This window comes from Rhodococcus sp. P3_B8 (assembly GCF_056402775.1).
The window spans coordinates 13,240-29,749 of record NZ_JBFUGT010000012.1 but is presented as its reverse complement, the minus strand read 5'-3'; the positions used below and the strand labels follow the sequence as shown (position 1 = coordinate 29,749).

Sequence of the window (16,510 nt, the reverse complement as noted above, 5' to 3'; positions counted from 1 at the left end):
CGACACTTTTGCCTAATTCTCGCCGATAACCCTTGCTTTTGCTCACGCGATGGCAGTACTGTCGACTGTGATCCCGACGACATTGCCCAGCAGTCCAGCCGCTACGGCGAGACCGTCCCCCGCATGTCCGTTCTCGCCGAGCTGTTGAGCAGCCACCGAAGTCCACCCCCACGGCGAGCGGTCGACTTCGAACCGTTTGAGGTAGGCACAGCCCCCTTCAGTCGCGCGTCGACTCCTTCGCCAGTACCCATGGAGACACAAAATGGTAAGCACCACCCAGTCTGTGGACAAGCAAACATCCTCCAGTGCGCAACGCCGCTCATTGGTAGCGGCCGGGGTCGGAAACGCACTCGAGTGGTTCGACTGGAATCTCTACGCGATCTTCTCGGTCTATTTGGCCCACAACGCGTTTCAGTCTGACAATCCCACCTCCGCTCTGCTGAGCACGCTGGCGATCTTCGCGGTAGGATTCGTCGCTCGGCCAGTTGGCGGCTTCGTTTTCGGCCGACTCAGCGACAAGATCGGCCGAAAGAACGTCATGGTCGCGACAATGTGCCTACTCGCGGGGTCGAGCGTGGCAATGGCCGCGCTGCCGACCTACGCGGCGGTCGGAATTGGGGCCTCGGCGTTTCTGCTGATCGTGCGACTGGTACAAGGGCTTGCGCACGGAGGCGAGGCCGGCGTGTCGTACACCTATGCCGCCGAGATCGCTCCGCCGGCGCGACGCGGGTTATGGTCGTCGATGCCTTTCGTAGCATCAACGATTGGGTTGATGGCCGCAACATCCAGTGCTGCAGTACTGACCGGAATATTCGACGCGGATCAGATGGATTCGTACGGTTGGAGGATCGGATTCGCGTTCGGCGGACTGTTGGGACTGTTCGCGTTGTGGATCCGCCGGACAGCCATCGAAACCGAAGTCTTTCTCGAAGAGGCCGAGACCGTCGAAGAATCCGATACCCCCGCAACCAAAATGAGTGGTCGGGAGATCCTCGGTATCGCTCTACGCATCATCATGATCTCGGTCGGCACCAACATCTCCTTCTACGCATGGGTCTCGTTCGCTCCGACCAACGCGATCTCGCAGCACGACATGCATCCCACGTCAGCCTTCGTGGTCAGCTTGCTGTCTCAGGGCCTCATCGTGCTTCTGCTGCCCTTCATGGGAGCCCTATCCGACAAAGTTGGCCGTAAGCCATTCGTGTTCGCGCAAGGCGCGCTCATGATCGCACTCGCGTTCCCCATCGCCGGCATGGTGTCCAGCGCCCCGTGGACTCTGTTCGTCGCGCTGATGCTGGGCCAGCTCGTGTGGGCGTGCGCCGGGGCGATCTACCCCGCGATCGTGGCTGAACAAGCGCCGACCCGGATCCGAGCAACCATCGTCGGACTCGTCGTCTCGTTGTCGGTTGCAATCTTCGGCGGCACTGCCCCCTACCTGAACACCTGGCTCACCTCGACTGGCAAGAGTTCGCTCTTCAGCGTGTACATCATGGTGCTAGGAGCCGTCGTGGTCGCCGGCTCCATCCTGATCAAAGAAACAAAAGGCATAGACCTTCGCGATCTTGATCAGCCCGCGAACAAATAATTCGTATCCGGCCACCAACCCTGACCGCAGGTCGACACCGTGCATTTCAAAGTGAGAGTGAAAGTATGTCCATTGCCATGAAGACCGCCCTGGTCGGTGTCGGAACCACCGAGCAGGGCCAACTCCCGGGCCGTAGTGCCAACGAAATAGCCGCAGAAGCAGTCCAACTGGCGCTCGCTGACGCCGGCTTGACCCAAGACGACGTCGACGGCCTGATCACGTGCCGAAATCTCACTGGCGGCGCGGGAATCGATGAACAAATCGGCCACATGCTGGGTATCAATCCCGACTACAGCGCCACCCTCGATTACGGTACCGGAAACTTCTCACTTCACCTCGGTGTCATGGCGATCACCGCAGGGCTGGCAAACACTGTGGTGCTCACATACGGGACGAATCAACGTTCCCAACGCGTGGGGTTCGGGCGCACAGTCGGTGGTGGTGCCGAATTCGCCGCCGCGGCAGGACTTGTACATGTTGCGGGCTCGGCGGCGATGGCCTTCCGTCGACACCAGCACCTCTACGGAACGACCGAGGAACAGCTCGGATGGGTGTCGGTATCCCAACGGGAATGGGCTCGCCTCAATCCCCTCAGCATCTTCAAGGAAAAGATGACGATCGACGACTACCTCTCCCACCCCTACGTCGCAGCGCCATTGAGGCGTCCCGATCTCACAATGATCTCCGACGGCGGCGCTGCACTCGTACTGACTCGAGCAGATCGCGCAAAGTATTCACCCAAGAAGCCGATTCACATTGTCGGCATCGCAGAGAAGACGGCCTTACGAGCCGACCAGAACGCCGACAATCTCATGCGGCCCTGGCTGGGCGCGACTGCCCGACAGCTCTGGAACACCACGGGTGTGCGCCCGTCGGAAATCGACGCCGTCTACGTTCAAGATGCGACTTCTGTGTGGACCCTCCAGATGCTCGAGAGCTACGGCTTCTGCGAACCAGGCGACGCCGGGCCATTCTTCGCCGCAGGCAACACCCGACCAGGCGGATCACTACCGGTAAACACGAGTGGGGGGCAACTATCAGAGAGCTACATGTGGGGTTGGCTCAACCTCTGCGAGTCAGTTCGACAACTACGTGGCGAATGCGGCGAGCGACAGGTGCCCGGGGCGCGAACCGCGCTCGACTGCTCGTCGCACGACTTCCTGAAAGCCGCTGCCACACTACTGACGGCAGCAGCATGAACAGCCACATTCGACCCGCCCCGGGCGATGATCTGACGGCACCGATGTGGACCGCAATGCGCGAACGACGGCTATCACTCCAGCAGTGCAGCCAGTGCTCATATACAAGATTCCCGGCAAGCGAACTATGCCCGGAATGCTGGTCCCGAAACGCTGACTGGCGTGATGTAGAACCCACGGGGACCATCTGGAGCTACACCGTGTACGAGCGCGCACTACATCCTGAACTGAAGGACGCCGTCCCGTACACGGTTGCGTTGATCGAACTCGCTGCCGGGCCTGTCATTCCAGGGCGCATCCTGTGCGACGAGGACAGTGCGCCAATAATCGGTGATCGTGTGACGGGCCTATTCACCGACATCGACGAGGAATTCACAATGCTCGAATGGGCCCTCCACCGATAGCGCCATTTCCGATGCCTGGCGAGATCCATCTGATCAGTCGTTCGTCAGGAAGCCTGACTTACCGGAACATCGATGAACTCGGCTTAGGTGGTGAACGGGCCCGGGACGGTAGCGATCTTCCGAAACTCGCACGTGCACAGCGAATCACTAACCTCGCGTCCGTTTTCTCCGATAGCTAACAACGGCACCCTCCGGTGGCACAAACTCAGCGGCACGCGACTGCACTCGTCCATGTGCAGCGGGTGTGGGCCGGTGTGGGCGCCTAGTTCCGCTCAATCGGGCGGGCCCGACGTGCCGACATCTCCGCACCGAAACACCCTGCCACATGGCCGCGGAGATTTCCTACGCGATCCGAGTGCGGTCCCATCCGGTAGCACGAACTTGACCCCACAGTTCGACCATGATGAAGGAAGCATGATGGAACCCACGAATCCGGAGTCCTACAGAAACACAGCATCTCGCCCCAGTCCCGGCGCGCAGACTGCCCCTGAGATACGCCGCTACCGACAGTGGCAACAGCGGCGCCGAGCGGCAAATCGGACCCGTGCCGAAGAACCCAAAGTGGACAAAGAGGCCGAGGACATCCTCGAATTTGTCCGAACGTGGGCCCCCTATGGCGGCGCACCCGCAGAGGAAATACTTGTCCGGTTCGGGATGACACCGTCACGGTTCAAGGCAAAGGTCCGCGAGATCCGCGCCCATGATCACCTCGCGATGAAAATGGAGGAGAAACCTTTGCCTGGATCCGTGGAGTTTGCTGTGGGTGCGACGGCGTGCGAATGGCGAAAGCGCTTCCCGTAGTGAGAGAATCGAGATTCTCAGGTCACGATTGTCCACATGCGGAAAGGCACTTTCAGTGCAATCATCGCACACGTTCACGGCTGGGTCCGCGGTGTTCGACGAACGCAATCTCGTGTCGGCGGCCGGGTTGGTGCCGGTTCTCGAACTCGCCGAACAGTCCGGCCTGTCGGAGCTGATCGACTCTCATGTCGACCTCGACTCCACGCGGGTGGCCTCGGGTGCGGCGCGAACGCGGTCGGGAAACTGACCTCGATCGTCGGTGGGACGCTCACCGGAGCCGACAACATCGACGATGTGGACACCATCCGGGCGGGTGGCAGCCCGATCGTGTTCGACCAGATGTATGCGCCGTCGACGTTGGGGATCTTCCTGCGCGAGTTCACCTACGGACACAGCCCGCAGCTCGGGGCGGTGCTGCGCCGACACCTGATCGGCCTCGCCGCCCGCACACCACTGCTGCCCGGCATCGAGGACTTGGCGTACCTCGACATCGACTCGTTGCTGCGGCCGGTCGACGGGCACCAGAAGCAAGGAGCTCCTACGGGCACGCGAAGATCGCCGGTCGCGCCCTGCTCCGCAAGGGCCTCTCGCCGCAGGTCACGGCCCTGTCCACCGCGCAGGCGGCACCGGTGATCGCGGAGATGCGACTACGGGCAGGCAAGGCCGGCTCCGGGCGCGGCGCTGCCTCCCAATTGCGCTCGGCGATCACCACCGCCCGCGCCTGCGGGCGACGGGCAAGATCATGGCCCGCGGCGATTCGGCGTTCGGCAACAAGGCCGTCATCGGCGCCGCGGTCACCGCCGGCATCGAGTTCTCGCTGGTGATGACCCGTAACCCGCGCATCACCCAGGCCATCGACAGTATTGACGGGCAGGGAATGGATGCCCTGCACTCTCCCGGTGCGGTCACCGACCCCGACACCGGGGAATTGATTTCCGACGCCGAGGTCGCCGAGGTCGAGTACACCGCGTTCTCCGGACGCCACCAGGTCACCGCCCGCCTGATCGTGCGCCGCGTCAAGGACGCCAACTACCCCGACGCGCTGTTCCCGGTAGGGCGGCATCACCCGTTCTTCACCAACTCCGACCTGCAGACCGTCGACGCCGACCTCACTCATCGCAAACACGCGATCGTCGAAACGGTGTTCGCGGACTTGATCGACGGACCACTTGCCACATTCCCTCCAGGCGCTTCGGCGCGAACAGCGCCTGGGTGCTCTGCGCCGCGATCCGCACAACCTGCTGCGCGCCGCGGGCACCGTCTGCGGAGGAAGTCACGCCGTTGCTCATGGTGCCACATTGCGCCGGCACCTGGTCAACGTCCCCGCCCGATTCGCCAGACCAGTACTTCACCTGCCTCTCCACTGGCCACCGTTCAAGCCCGGACGTATGGACGCGGCTGTCGCATCTGTTCGCGTAAGGCCGGCAGTAGTCGCCCGCCGAAGCCAGGTACGTCACTAGCTGACAAGCGGCCGGACGTCGTCGCAGACTGGAACTGGGATAGAAACTCCGACATCACACCAGATCAGGTCGGCGTGAACAGTGCCAGGAAGGTTTGGTGGAGGTGCGGCGACTGCGGGCACGAGTGGTCGGCGCCGATCAAGATCAGGGTCCGCTCGAGAACTCATCGATGGGGCATCTGCCCAAGACGATCGAGGAAGACGCCTGGTGTCCTTACCCGCGACAGCTCTGCACGCAAAGCGGTCTGAACCCAATCTCAGCGGCGCCACTCGAGATCTAGTCGGGGAGCAGAATGGTTCAAGGCTTGACGCCACGACGAAATCCATTCGACGTTGGGAGTCGGCATAGTTGGGACTCGCCGCCTGACGGATGGGTTAGCGTCCAAATCTTTCCGTCCGTTTAGCCATTCTTGATGCCGCAGCCTGACGCACCCTCATATTCGCTGAGGCGAGCATTGCGTAATGGACGTAGAGTGGGTGCGAAAGGTGACGAAGGAGTGGAAATGGCGCGCCAAGTAGTTGTCGAGCATGTCGACGATATCGACGGATCCCCTATCGCGGAGGGAAGGGGCGAGACGATCGCATTCTCCGTGAATGGGATCGACTACGACATTGATTTGTCAGCGAAGAATGCGAAGGAATTCCACAAGAAACTCGATTATTACATCGATCACGCCACAAGAGTAGGTGGCCGCAAGAATCGATCAGCGGGCACACTCACGTCGGGTGAGGAGGTCAAGCGGAAGCCTGCGCGGCGGGACCGTGATCATGTGAGGGCAGTGCGAGAATGGGCTCAGGAGCAGGGCTATGACATCGGGGTTCGCGGGCGCATTCCTACCGAGATCGCGGAGGCATACAACGCTGCTCACTGACGACTGTCGGGAGAGCGAAATTACTCGTTGGGCTTCGGTCGAGGGGATGAAGTGGAAGGCTAGGAGCGAACGGCAATCGCAGGTGGCGTATCAACGAGAGTCCCTACTCTTTGACATTCGAACGAACACCAGGTCTTCGAGGAACCGCGACCAATTTCGAACCCTCCAGGAACATCTGCCCTGGCTGCTGGCCGAGATTTCCGAGTCATGCACGAGGACGTCCGAAGTTCTGTCGTCGGGTGCGATGAAACACCGAATCCAGTCCCACCGTTAATCACTTCTCATTGCCCTGCACTATGCCGATACATCCCGATAAGTTGATCCTGCAATCTTGATGTAGGCGCGAAGACCTCGCACCGTGCTGGCATCGCCGTCGGCGCACCGTCCAACGAGTCGTCCACGGGAGCAACGACGGCGGCTTCCATCGCCAGTGCCCCGGTTCGATCGATTTTCCAGCATCGCTCACTCCTCGGAGCTCGGACTGTTTGCCCTGCGACCACGCCTCTGACCGATCCTCACGGGTTGCAGACCGATGTTTTAGTCATCTAGACTAAAAGTATGGAGACGATGACGGAGGCACTCGATGTTGTGGGAGCGGCAATCGTGCCGAGCGACCTGTTCGGCCCAATCACCCACGATCCGGCGGCTCAGCGCGCTGCCCGTCGGCGGTTCCGCCGCCTGTCGGTTCTGATTCACCCGGATCGGGTTGATCGCGCGTACGCCGCCCGCGCGGCAGCAGCATTCACACATGCGTCCGACCTATATCGCCGCTGGCAGCAGGCTGCGACTACCGCGGCCGCGGCCGCGGCGATCGTGTTGGACGGCAGTCGCGGCTCCTACCGACTCGGGACTCGGCATGCCCGTGGTTCGATCGCCGACCTGCACCATGCCACCGACAGCGGCGGCGCGGGCGTGGTGATCAAGGTTCCCCGCAATGTCTCCTCGAACGCTCTGATCGATGCGGAACGGGCGGCGCTCACTGAGATCGCGGCGTCCGCCGAGGGCGGGAATGATTGGCTGCGCGCGTACTTCCCGCAGCTGATCGACCACCTCACCCACGCCGACCCTGTGACCGGCGCCCGGCGGCAGGTGAACGTGCTGGACTCGCTGACCACCGGATTCGTCACCCTCGCCGAGGTCCGGGCTGGCTACCCGGACGGGCTCGATCCGCGGGATTGGGTGTGGATGCACCGGCGTCTGCTGCGGGCTCTTGCCGCCGCGCATCGCGCCGGGTGGGTGCACACCGCGGTGACCGCGGACAACGTGCTCATTCACCCTGAGCGGCATGGAGTGGTACTGGCCGGGTGGTCGTTCGCCACACGCCCAGGCACGGTTCCGCTGGCGACGATCCCCTCTCTGCGGGTGCACTATCCACCGGAAAGTTCCACCGGATCCCCCGCAACCCCGGCCTGGGATGTGTTCATGGCCCATCAGTTGATGCTGACCATGCTCGCCGACACGGCCCCGGACCGCCTGCGCGCGTTCGCATGCGGCTGCATGCAACCACAACCTGGTCTGCGACCTGACGCCGTCGATCTGCTCGACGAGTTCGATGACCTGCTCGACACGCTCTACGGGCGGCGACGCTTCCGCCCGTTCACCATGCCCACCACGAAAGGACAGTGATCCACCATGGGATACGGCAAGTGGGATGACGACACCTACACCGCGGCCAAGACGTTCCGCGCCGCCCGCGGCGTCGACGACTTCGGCTACACCAGCGCGATGTACGCACGACCGAGAGACCAGTGGAAGGCCGATCCGACCCTGGACCCGCTGGGTGTGACCGTGCGGGAATGCCGGGATTCGGCCGGGCACCCCGAGTCGCTACCGATCGCCGTGCTCTTCGACGTCACCGGTTCGATGGGCGCGGTACCGCGGATCATGCAGGACAAGCTCGGCAAACTGCACGGACTGCTGCAGCGCAAGGGGTACGCCGACGACCCGCAGATCCTGTTCGGCGGCATCGGGGACGCCGACTCCGACCGAGTGCCCCTGCAGGTCGGTCAATTCGAGTCCGGCAACGCCATGGATGAGCAACTCCGCACCATCTTCCTCGAAGGCAACGGCGGCGGGCAGAAGTCCGAAAGCTACGAGCTGGCCGCATATTTCATGACACGGCACACCGCCACCGACGCGTGGGACAAACGTGGCCACAAGGGGTACCTGTTCATCATCGGCGACGAACTGAACAAGGCCCGACTGTCGGCCCGCCACGTACGCGCGGTGATCGGCGACGACCTCGGCCGCGATGTCACCGTCGAGTCGGTGTACCGGGAACTGGAACGGCGGTGGAACGTCTACTTCGTACTGCCGAATCAGTCAGCGTACTACCACGATCCCGAGACCGCGGACCACTGGCAGCAGCTACTCGGGGAACGGTTCCTCAAGCTGGACGACCCCGGCGCGGTGTGCGAGCTGATCGCGCTGACGGTCGGCATGGGCGAGGACCGCATCGACCTCGGCGAGGGTCTGGCGGACCTGCGTGACGTCGGATCCGCCGCCGAAGCGGACACCGTCGGTCACGCGCTCGCCGTCCTCAGTGCGGCGCGGGCCCCCGTCGCGGTGAGTCCACTGCCGATCGATCCGGCCGGCAGCGACGACGTGTCCTTCACCTGACACCCGTTCGGGAGGCGGGGCATTCGATCCCGCTTCGGGTGCGAGCCCCCGCCTCCCGACGCCCCCTTCTACGACAGGAGATCCCATGACCACGGTGTTCGGTGACCGCGACATCATCGTCGTCGACCTGGGCTTCGGCGACGCCGGCAAGGGCGCCACCGTCGACTGGCTCTGCGCACCGGACGCCGGCCTCGACGTCGCAGCCGTCGTCCGGTTCAACGGCGGCGCACAGGCCGCGCACAACGTCGTCGTCGACGGTCGCCACCACACCTTTTCCCAGTTCGGGTCCGGGACCTTCTCCGGCGTTCCCACGGTGCTGTCGAAGCATGTCCTCGTCGAACCGATCGCCCTCGCCGCCGAGGCCCGCGCCCTGGCCGCGCTGGGTGTGCCGAATCCGCTCCAGTTACTGCACATCGACGCCCACGCGCTACTGACCACACCGATCCACGTCGCCGCCAACCGCGCCCGCGAGGACGCCCGCGGCGACGGCAGGCACGGCTCCTGCGGCAAAGGTATCGGCGAGACCGCCGCCTACGCCCTCGACCACCCGGACGCACCCACCGTCGGGGACTGCCACCGCCCAGCGGTGCTGCGCGCCAAGCTCGCCGCGATGGCCGACCACTACCGTCACCTGGTCTCCCCCAGCGTGCACCGGTGGCCCGACCTCGACGACATGGTCATCATGTACTCCGAATTCGTGGCCGCGGTCCGGATCACCGACGACGGTGATCTCGCCGCCCTCGCGGACGGAGGGCGCCTGGTTTACGAGGGCGCACAAGGAGTGCTACTCGACGAGTGGCGCGGGTTCCACCCACACACCACCTGGTCCACCGTGGAACCGAGCAACGCGCGCGCACTCTCCGCCGAGCAGGGCCGCGACAGCCACGTGCTCGGCGTCACCCGCACCTACACCACCCGGCACGGTGCAGGCCCGATGCCCACCGAGAACCCGACACTCGGTGCGGTCCTTCCCGAACTGCACAACGGCACCGGCAGCTACCAGGGCACCTTCCGGATCGGGGACCTCGACGAGGTACTGATGCGGTACGCGACAGAGGTATGCGGCGGGGTGGACAGTCTGGCCGTCACCCACCTCGACGCCGTCACCCGTGCCGCAGCGGCCGGCATTCCCCTCCGTAGCGCACGCCGGTACCCCGGCGTCGGCGACCTGCTGCCGCTCGGGCCGTGGAAGGACCTCACGCATCAACAACACCTCACCGACGTCCTGTCCGCACTCACGCCCGACACAGTCGAGTTGCCGACACATCCGGCAGACGTCGCGGCGCACCTCGGATCGCTGGTCGGCGCACCGGTGGTGCTCACCTCCGACGGTCCCAGTCGGGCCGCTCGTCGCGTCCGAGAGCCTGCTGTCGCATGATCACCGTATGGAACAGTCATCGGTCTCCGTCGACGTGGTCGCTCTCCGGTTCGGCAACCCGGAGCCCGGCTCGCTGCGCTACGGCGTCGCACCCCGCCGCTGGGAGCCGTACACCGGGCAGACGGCCCTGCCCGGTGTCCTTCTCGGCGCCGGTGAACGCCTCGAGACGGCTGCCCGCCGCGCCGTCACCACCAAGCTCGGTATCCCGGACGACGCGATCCTGGCCGTGGGACAACTCGAGGTGTTCGACGAACCCAGTCGCGACCCACGCGGGCCGACCCTGTCCATCGCCATGTGGGCCGTCATCACCGCCGACAACATCACCACGGACCCGGCCGCCGCCACACTGTGGCGTGGCTTCGACGAACACGGCACCCTTGCCTTCGACCACGACCGCATCGTCGCGGCCGGACGCCGCATCCTGGCCACCAGCCTCCTCTGGCGGGACGCAACATTCACCCGGGCCCTCCTCGGCGCAGAATTTCCCGCCACCCACGCAGTCACGGTCACCACTGCCCTCACGGGCAGCCGGCCCGATCAAGGCAATCTCAATCGCACGCTCAAGGCGATACCGGGACTCGAACGTACCGACGAGCGCGTCCGAGTGCAGGCCACCGGCCGACCGGCAGTCGTATGGCGTTGGACCACACCATAATTGACACTCTCACGGTCACCGTGCCACGTGCGCACCGAGCGGGGCTACCGTCCCTGCTGACCTCGGTCGCTGACGCGAGCATAGACGTAGCAACGAGTCTGGTCGCAGCTGTTCGGGGTCAGGGCTCGGATTCGACACCTCATACCCTGTCACCGGGTACTGCTCGGTGTCTCGTTCGATCTTTGCCGCATGCGGTGACGCAGGTTGTAGTACCAGTCGGGATTGGTCGGTATACCGTCGGTGCGCCCTCGAAAGCGTCGTGTCGCACTCGTTCCCGTGAACTGTCTACTGCGACAATATGAGCCATTGCGGAGGAGCTGGAAAATTCAGTCGAGCAACGAATCTTTCTCAGGTTCGTGGCTGGGTCGGTGATGGCAGATCCCGAGGTGGTTGGGAGGGCGTATGGAGGGTCGGAACGTTCCTCGTCGTGGTTCGGGATGATCTTGGGGAAGCAGCACCGACTCGCCGGTGCGACCGTTCCCGACCACCTCGTCAGTGGTGCTGCCGGCTATTCGGAGTCTGCTGTGCCGATATCGACCGTGAGGTCCTCGGTGTCGGCGAAGACCAGACGGCCGTCGTCAAGGGCGACCGCCCACCTATGGACAGGTGCCCAATCGTGGCCGCGTCCAGCGGTGTCGGTCAGTTCGGCGTAGTCCTCGACGATCACGCCTGTCGCTGCCTCAGACGGCCTACGCACCAGCACCCGGGTGCCCACGCGCATCGCATCAGGTGACGCCGACTTCTTCTCGCTCTCGTCGCTCATGGACTGCACCTTTCTTCGGCTGCCCTTCGGAGCATAAGCGTGACCTATCCGCGCCCACCAGGCGAACTCACAACCACCGGCCGATCTGTGCTCAGGCTATGTGGGTTCACAAGTGCGCCGGCCGCGTATGTGGCGAGGTGGAATGCGGCTCGCCCACGGACCGCATTGCGGTCGGATTTCTCCGGGGCGAAGCGCGGAGTAATTCGATGTTCCGCGGGTACTCCTGACCTACGCTGCACAGCGGGTTCGACGGCCCCGGTGGCAGCCAGGCCCAACGACCAGCGCTCCCCTTTCGCTGGCCGGAGGGCCGCTCGCCGCCGAGGGATCAAGAGCTCGCCCCCGCCCGTGGCCACGGCGGCGCCATAAAGTCGTTATCGAAACGGACGGGTGGGTGAGCTTCGGGTTTACCGGTGTGATCGGGCTGGGGACGTCTCGTCAAGTAGCGAATCGACAAGGTCCGCTGCCGCGGCGGTTCTTGCGAGGTTCTTTGTTGTCCCGCTGCCGGTTGCTGTGTGGTCGAGGTAGCGGACTTCGCACGTGAACACCGGCGCGTGGGCGGCGCCCTCCATTCTCACGGCCCACTGTGGGGAGGGATGGCCGTGGTGTTCGGCATGGCTGATCACCCAGGCGATCGGGTTCTTCTGCGCTCGCTCCCGCCGTCTCGATGCCTGGCCCGAGTCCGAATCCATGGGTCCGCTGCGCGCTGATGCCGGCCGCGCCCGTACCCCTGCATGCGTGGTGCTCGGGGGCACCGGCTGCGGGTCGTCCCGCAGCGGGGAGTCGACCTCCGGATGGCTCTCCCCTGCCGCGACGGCCTTCGTCAGGCCCCACGCTGCGTCCTGCTCGGCTCGCTTCTTACTGCCCGCGGTGGCCCACGGCCCACAGACCTGACCCACCCGGACTCGTGCCGCGAACACCGGCGTGTGCGAGGGCCCGCGGTGATCGCCGTCGATCTCGGGCCGGGGCAGGTCGGGATGCGCCTGCAGCCACATCGACACCACACTCGGCCCGAACTCCGGATGCGCCCGCGATGCCCAGTCGAAGACCTCACGTCGGATCGGCGCCCAATTCTCCCCGGCTTCGAGCAACGTCACGATCGCGGTCACCGTCACGTCGTCGGTCTGCACGCGGCGGCGCAACTCGTTGACCACGTCACCGATCGGGTCACGTGCTGTTGCAGCCGCGAGCACCTTCGCCCACCGCTTCGAGTCGAGTACCGCGAGTTCGCCGGCGGCGACGACCTGCGCGGTCACCTTTCGATCACGTGCCTTGAAGTGCGCTGCCTTCTCTTCCCGGTCCGCTGCGATACGCCGGTTGATATCGGCGGCGAGGTTGCCGAGTTGCTCGCTCGTGTACGGGGCCGGAGCGGAGTCGAGGTGGGCGAAGATCACCCGCTGGGTGATCAGGTCCGACACCCGGCGCAGCGGCGACGTTGCGTGCGTGTACGCCGCCAGCCGGAGCCCGTGATGGCCGTGCACCGTCGGGGCGTAGGTGGCAGCACGATACGACGATTGCAGACGCGAACGCAGCTTCTCGAACAGCACTGGATCGGTCATCGCCACCGCGACCTCCGCCGCGAGGTCCTCGGTGCTGCCCGCGGTCACCGCGCTGCGATGATTGCGGAACAGGACCGGAAGGTCCTCTTGCACACACCACATGGCGATGGCCTCGTTGGCTGCGATCATCAACTCCTGCACGATGACATATCCCACCGTGCGCACGTCCAGTGGGATCGGCGCGATTCCCCCTTCCTCGGTGGAGCCCCAGCCGTGCGCGAGATCGTAGAGGGCGAAGACACCGGACCTGCGACGTCCCTGGAGCAGCACCTGCGCGGCGTCATTCGCGGCTCGCACGCCCTCGTGTAGCGGGTCGTCGACCGAGCCGAGGATTTCGGTGATCTGCGCATGATCGACCGCGATGCACCTACCGGCCGGCACCCGCCCGCGATCGACGCTCACCCCGGACACCACCCCGTCCGCGGACAGATCTGCTAGTACCCGCAGCGTGGACCTCTCCGCTGTCTCGGTCAATGTCGCCGCCTGCTCGGTGTCGCGGCCAAGCATCGGCACCGTCCGACGGGACAGATACTTCGATTCACGGCGCAGGAATGCCGTCGCATCGGCGTCGGAACCTAGGGCCACGACGTCCGCGACCCCGGCGATGTGCACCTCCAACTTCCAACCCGAACCGTCGGCGAGTTCGGTCACCGCGAACGCATCATCGCGATCGAGGGCCTCGGACCGATCCACCATCAACAATGGCACACCACTATTGGACACTGCGCCTCCTCAACCAGAAATCGGCAGCGACACTGCACCAGAAACCATCAGTACCAGCGACGGACATCAGTGTCGATCACCTCTTCCCTTCGACACGCCCACCGATCCAGCGGACTTGCGGCTACGCCGCCAACGCCCTGTTGAGGCAGCTTTGTCCCCGCCCACCGTGGTGTCCCCCACGCCCCTGGTGCCGGTCTCGTGCCCCTGAGTACCCGTTGCTTCCGGATCTGACGACCACCGAAACGGGGGCCGCGTTGTACGGGAGCGTCTCCAGCGTGCACGAACACGCCCGACCAGCACGAACAAGACGATCACCTCGCTCAAAAAGCGTAGATCTGGTCTAACACCCGGGCCGACAACCTGACGCGAGGCGCGCCGTGTATTCGGTGAGAGTTCACATTGCCCCCTACCTGCCAGTGGACCTGCGCGGCCGAGGTCCACCCAACACTCCACCCCGTCACCGTCTCCACCGCCCGGCTGGCCGCTGGCCACCGCGGATGGAAAATGCTGTCGCTGAATCGAAGTCGGTCCTGACTGTTTTATCGGCGGATCCTACGAATTTGCCCGAACCGCGAGCCGCAGTGGCATATTTCTGAGTATGCCCAGGTACCTGGTAACGCTCGATGATGGAACATCGAGCGAGAAGACATTCGAATCAGACTTTCACGCGATTAACGAGACGCACCGGCCCCATCCACCCCGGCGCGGCATCGCCCAGATCGACCGCCACGACAAGGACGGAACTCGGTTCCCTGTGTGGCCATCCTCCCCCACCAAATCCAGCTGACACGCTTCTCTCCTCGGCCTCGACGGCAGGTGGACGCCGACTGATCAAATCGCCCGTGCCGACATCTTGCCGACTTCTCGGCAACTAAGCCGACTCGCCCGGCGACGTCCCTGGGCGAGTCGGCGCCACCCGCGCACCGGAGACAGCCTTGCCGGAGACCTCCATGCGCAGCGAAAATAGGACATTTGTCCAGTTTTACAAACTAATACCAACCTGTAGGTTTGATATGAACAGTGGGAAATACAGAAGGGAACGCCTTGCAGAAGCGTGCAATCGCTACGCGGCAGGCTGTAGTGGCCGCCGCAGCTGAGGTGTTTAACCGCCTGGGTTACGTGAAGGCGGGCCTACAGGAGATCATCGCCGAATCCGGGGTGACGAAGGGTTCACTGTACTTCCACTTCAGCTCGAAAGAACAGTTGGCACGGGCAGTTATCGACGAGGGCTGCGCAACCCTCGAATCGGCATGCTCTCAACAATTCGACTCCCGCACACCAGCTCTGGAAACGTTGATCGGGATCTCGTATGTGATGATCGACCCGTCCAACAACGACGACCTGGTATTGGCCGCATTCCGCCTTCTCAACGAGATGGGCGACTTCCGAGGCACCGGGAACGTGGTCTTCGATCAATGGATCTCGACCTACCAGGCATTGGCGGCAAGGGCAGTCGAAGAAGGCGACTTCCGCGCTGACACAAATCCGGATGAGGCGGGCCGTCTGCTGCTGGAGATGGCATTCGGCACGCGTCTACTGGCAGCGGCAACCGACACACTGAGGGAACTGCCTGAGCGTATGACCACCGCGTGGAAGGTCTTCCTGCCCGGGCTAGTCGACGACGCGAAAGTCGACTACTTCTCCCAGTTCGCCGCTCGTCGGCTATCCTCCTACCTCGTGCCCTCCTAGCGAAACGCGTCACCCGGTCGACCAGGTGCGGACCCGAACCCCACCTCCGTCCACTGAAAGAGACGACGGCGCCCGACCTACCCCGGGTGCCAAATTAGGACCATCGCCCCGAGCATCTACTCGTCGAGACGCTATGGGCGGCAAAGCATCGTCATCGCCGGATAACGCCGTCGCAACCATGCGTTCCGACAATTCCATACTTGTCCAACAGCGTGTTGAACAAATACGTGGGTAGGGTAACAGCATGTCGTCGCAGTCTGCACCGTAGTTACTTGGCGGCTGCGTCGCCGCGCGATGAACGCCCTTTCCTTCAATTCGGTGAGGCGGACACCAGTCGATTCTCGATGGGGATGAGTCGGACATTCGCGTGCAGGATGTCGTAGGTGTAGTTTGGCCATCGCCAACGGAGCGGTGGCCCCGGCCAGTAGCGGACGACGTTGTTGCAGCGGCCCCTACTAGGCAGGAGCCAGATGGTCGGAGCTTGCTGGTCGTGGGATCCTGTGCATCAGCCGCCACGTCGTCGGATTCAGGGGCGCACTTCACCCGTCGAGGGAGCCCCCAAGCTCGCCATCATCACGCTCCGACTTGGACCCACTATCTGGAAGCTCTTCCGGGTCAGGCCATTTAGCGAGTTTCACGCGGTGAAGGCAGGGGATCTTCCGCACGTACCCGTCCTTGGTGACACACCGTTCACCAATGCCTACGCGGCAGTGCGGACAGGGGATATGAGCAACGAACTCGAATGGATCCATCACTCACCTCCACGACCATGTATGGCGAATCATGCCGCACCGACACACACGCCAC

At 63.9% G+C, this 16,510-nt stretch carries 14 protein-coding genes and 1 pseudogene; 12 read left to right on the top strand and 3 right to left on the bottom strand.

Annotated elements, in window-relative coordinates; genetic code table 11:
* The first annotated feature begins 262 nt into the window (after window positions 1-262).
* The 11 genes and pseudogenes from AC1D1G_RS07640 (at window position 263) to AC1D1G_RS07590 (ending at window position 10,972) form a co-directional block, all read left to right on the top strand.
* Entirely contained in the window at window positions 263-1,585 is a 1,323-nt protein-coding gene (locus tag AC1D1G_RS07640; RefSeq protein ID WP_043786954.1) for an MFS transporter, read from the top strand.
* A gap of 77 nt (window positions 1,586-1,662) precedes the next feature.
* Window positions 1,663-2,784: a thiolase C-terminal domain-containing protein gene (locus AC1D1G_RS07635; protein ID WP_477951617.1), complete on the top strand. Its 1,122-nt coding sequence runs from the start codon at window positions 1,663-1,665 to the stop codon at window positions 2,782-2,784.
* Window positions 2,685-3,188 carry a Zn-ribbon domain-containing OB-fold protein gene (locus tag AC1D1G_RS07630; RefSeq protein WP_082833262.1) on the top strand — a complete coding sequence of 168 codons (504 nt, stop codon included), beginning with the start codon at window positions 2,685-2,687 and terminating at the stop codon, window positions 3,186-3,188. Before AC1D1G_RS07635 ends, AC1D1G_RS07630 begins: the two co-directional genes overlap by 100 nt.
* Window positions 3,189-3,749: 561 nt before the next feature.
* The gene (locus tag AC1D1G_RS07625) at window positions 3,750-3,989 is read left to right on the top strand and encodes a hypothetical protein (RefSeq protein ID WP_061697462.1); all 240 of its coding nucleotides are present in this window, start codon (window positions 3,750-3,752) and stop codon (window positions 3,987-3,989) included.
* Window positions 3,990-4,044: 55 nt separating this feature from the next.
* Window positions 4,045-5,449 (top strand): annotated as a pseudogene (locus tag AC1D1G_RS07620) (IS1380 family transposase).
* Entirely contained in the window at window positions 5,353-5,697 is a 345-nt protein-coding gene (locus AC1D1G_RS07615; RefSeq protein WP_420855178.1) for a zinc-ribbon domain-containing protein, read from the top strand. Before AC1D1G_RS07620 ends, AC1D1G_RS07615 begins: the two are co-directional and overlap by 97 nt.
* Window positions 5,698-5,951: 254 nt before the next feature.
* Window positions 5,952-6,320 (top strand): histone-like nucleoid-structuring protein Lsr2, encoded by a 369-nt coding sequence (locus tag AC1D1G_RS07610; protein WP_061697460.1) that lies wholly within the window; start codon window positions 5,952-5,954, stop codon window positions 6,318-6,320.
* Window positions 6,321-6,887: 567 nt separating this feature from the next.
* Window positions 6,888-7,946, top strand: a complete 1,059-nt coding sequence (locus tag AC1D1G_RS07605; RefSeq protein WP_477951616.1) for a hypothetical protein — start codon at window positions 6,888-6,890, stop codon at window positions 7,944-7,946.
* Window positions 7,947-7,952: 6 nt separating this feature from the next.
* Complete coding sequence (locus AC1D1G_RS07600; RefSeq protein WP_477951615.1) at window positions 7,953-8,939, top strand: hypothetical protein; 987 nt, start codon at window positions 7,953-7,955, stop codon at window positions 8,937-8,939.
* A gap of 85 nt (window positions 8,940-9,024) precedes the next feature.
* Window positions 9,025-10,317 carry an adenylosuccinate synthetase gene (locus AC1D1G_RS07595; protein ID WP_005560763.1) on the top strand — a complete coding sequence of 431 codons (1,293 nt, stop codon included), beginning with the start codon at window positions 9,025-9,027 and terminating at the stop codon, window positions 10,315-10,317.
* Window positions 10,318-10,324: 7 nt separating this feature from the next.
* Window positions 10,325-10,972: an NUDIX hydrolase gene (locus AC1D1G_RS07590; protein WP_477951614.1), complete on the top strand. Its 648-nt coding sequence runs from the start codon at window positions 10,325-10,327 to the stop codon at window positions 10,970-10,972.
* Window positions 10,973-11,480: 508 nt separating this feature from the next.
* Here the strand turns inward: AC1D1G_RS07590 and AC1D1G_RS07585 are convergent.
* Window positions 11,481-11,735 carry a hypothetical protein gene (locus AC1D1G_RS07585; RefSeq protein WP_005572871.1) on the bottom strand — a complete coding sequence of 85 codons (255 nt, stop codon included), beginning with the start codon at window positions 11,733-11,735 and terminating at the stop codon, window positions 11,481-11,483.
* Between the two features lie 404 nt (window positions 11,736-12,139).
* A complete protein-coding gene (locus AC1D1G_RS07580) occupies window positions 12,140-13,987 on the bottom strand; it encodes an RNB domain-containing ribonuclease (protein WP_477951655.1) in 1,848 nt (615 codons plus the stop codon).
* A gap of 1,047 nt (window positions 13,988-15,034) precedes the next feature.
* On the opposite strand from AC1D1G_RS07580, the gene AC1D1G_RS07575 reads away from it, so the two are divergent.
* Window positions 15,035-15,703, top strand: coding sequence for a ScbR family autoregulator-binding transcription factor (locus AC1D1G_RS07575; protein ID WP_275957911.1), 669 nt, complete (start codon window positions 15,035-15,037; stop codon window positions 15,701-15,703).
* A 539-nt stretch (window positions 15,704-16,242) separates the two neighbouring features.
* On the opposite strand, the gene AC1D1G_RS07570 is transcribed toward AC1D1G_RS07575, so the two are convergent.
* Window positions 16,243-16,455 carry a zinc finger domain-containing protein gene (locus AC1D1G_RS07570; protein WP_420855168.1) on the bottom strand — a complete coding sequence of 71 codons (213 nt, stop codon included), beginning with the start codon at window positions 16,453-16,455 and terminating at the stop codon, window positions 16,243-16,245.
* Between the last annotated feature and the right edge of the window lie 55 nt (window positions 16,456-16,510).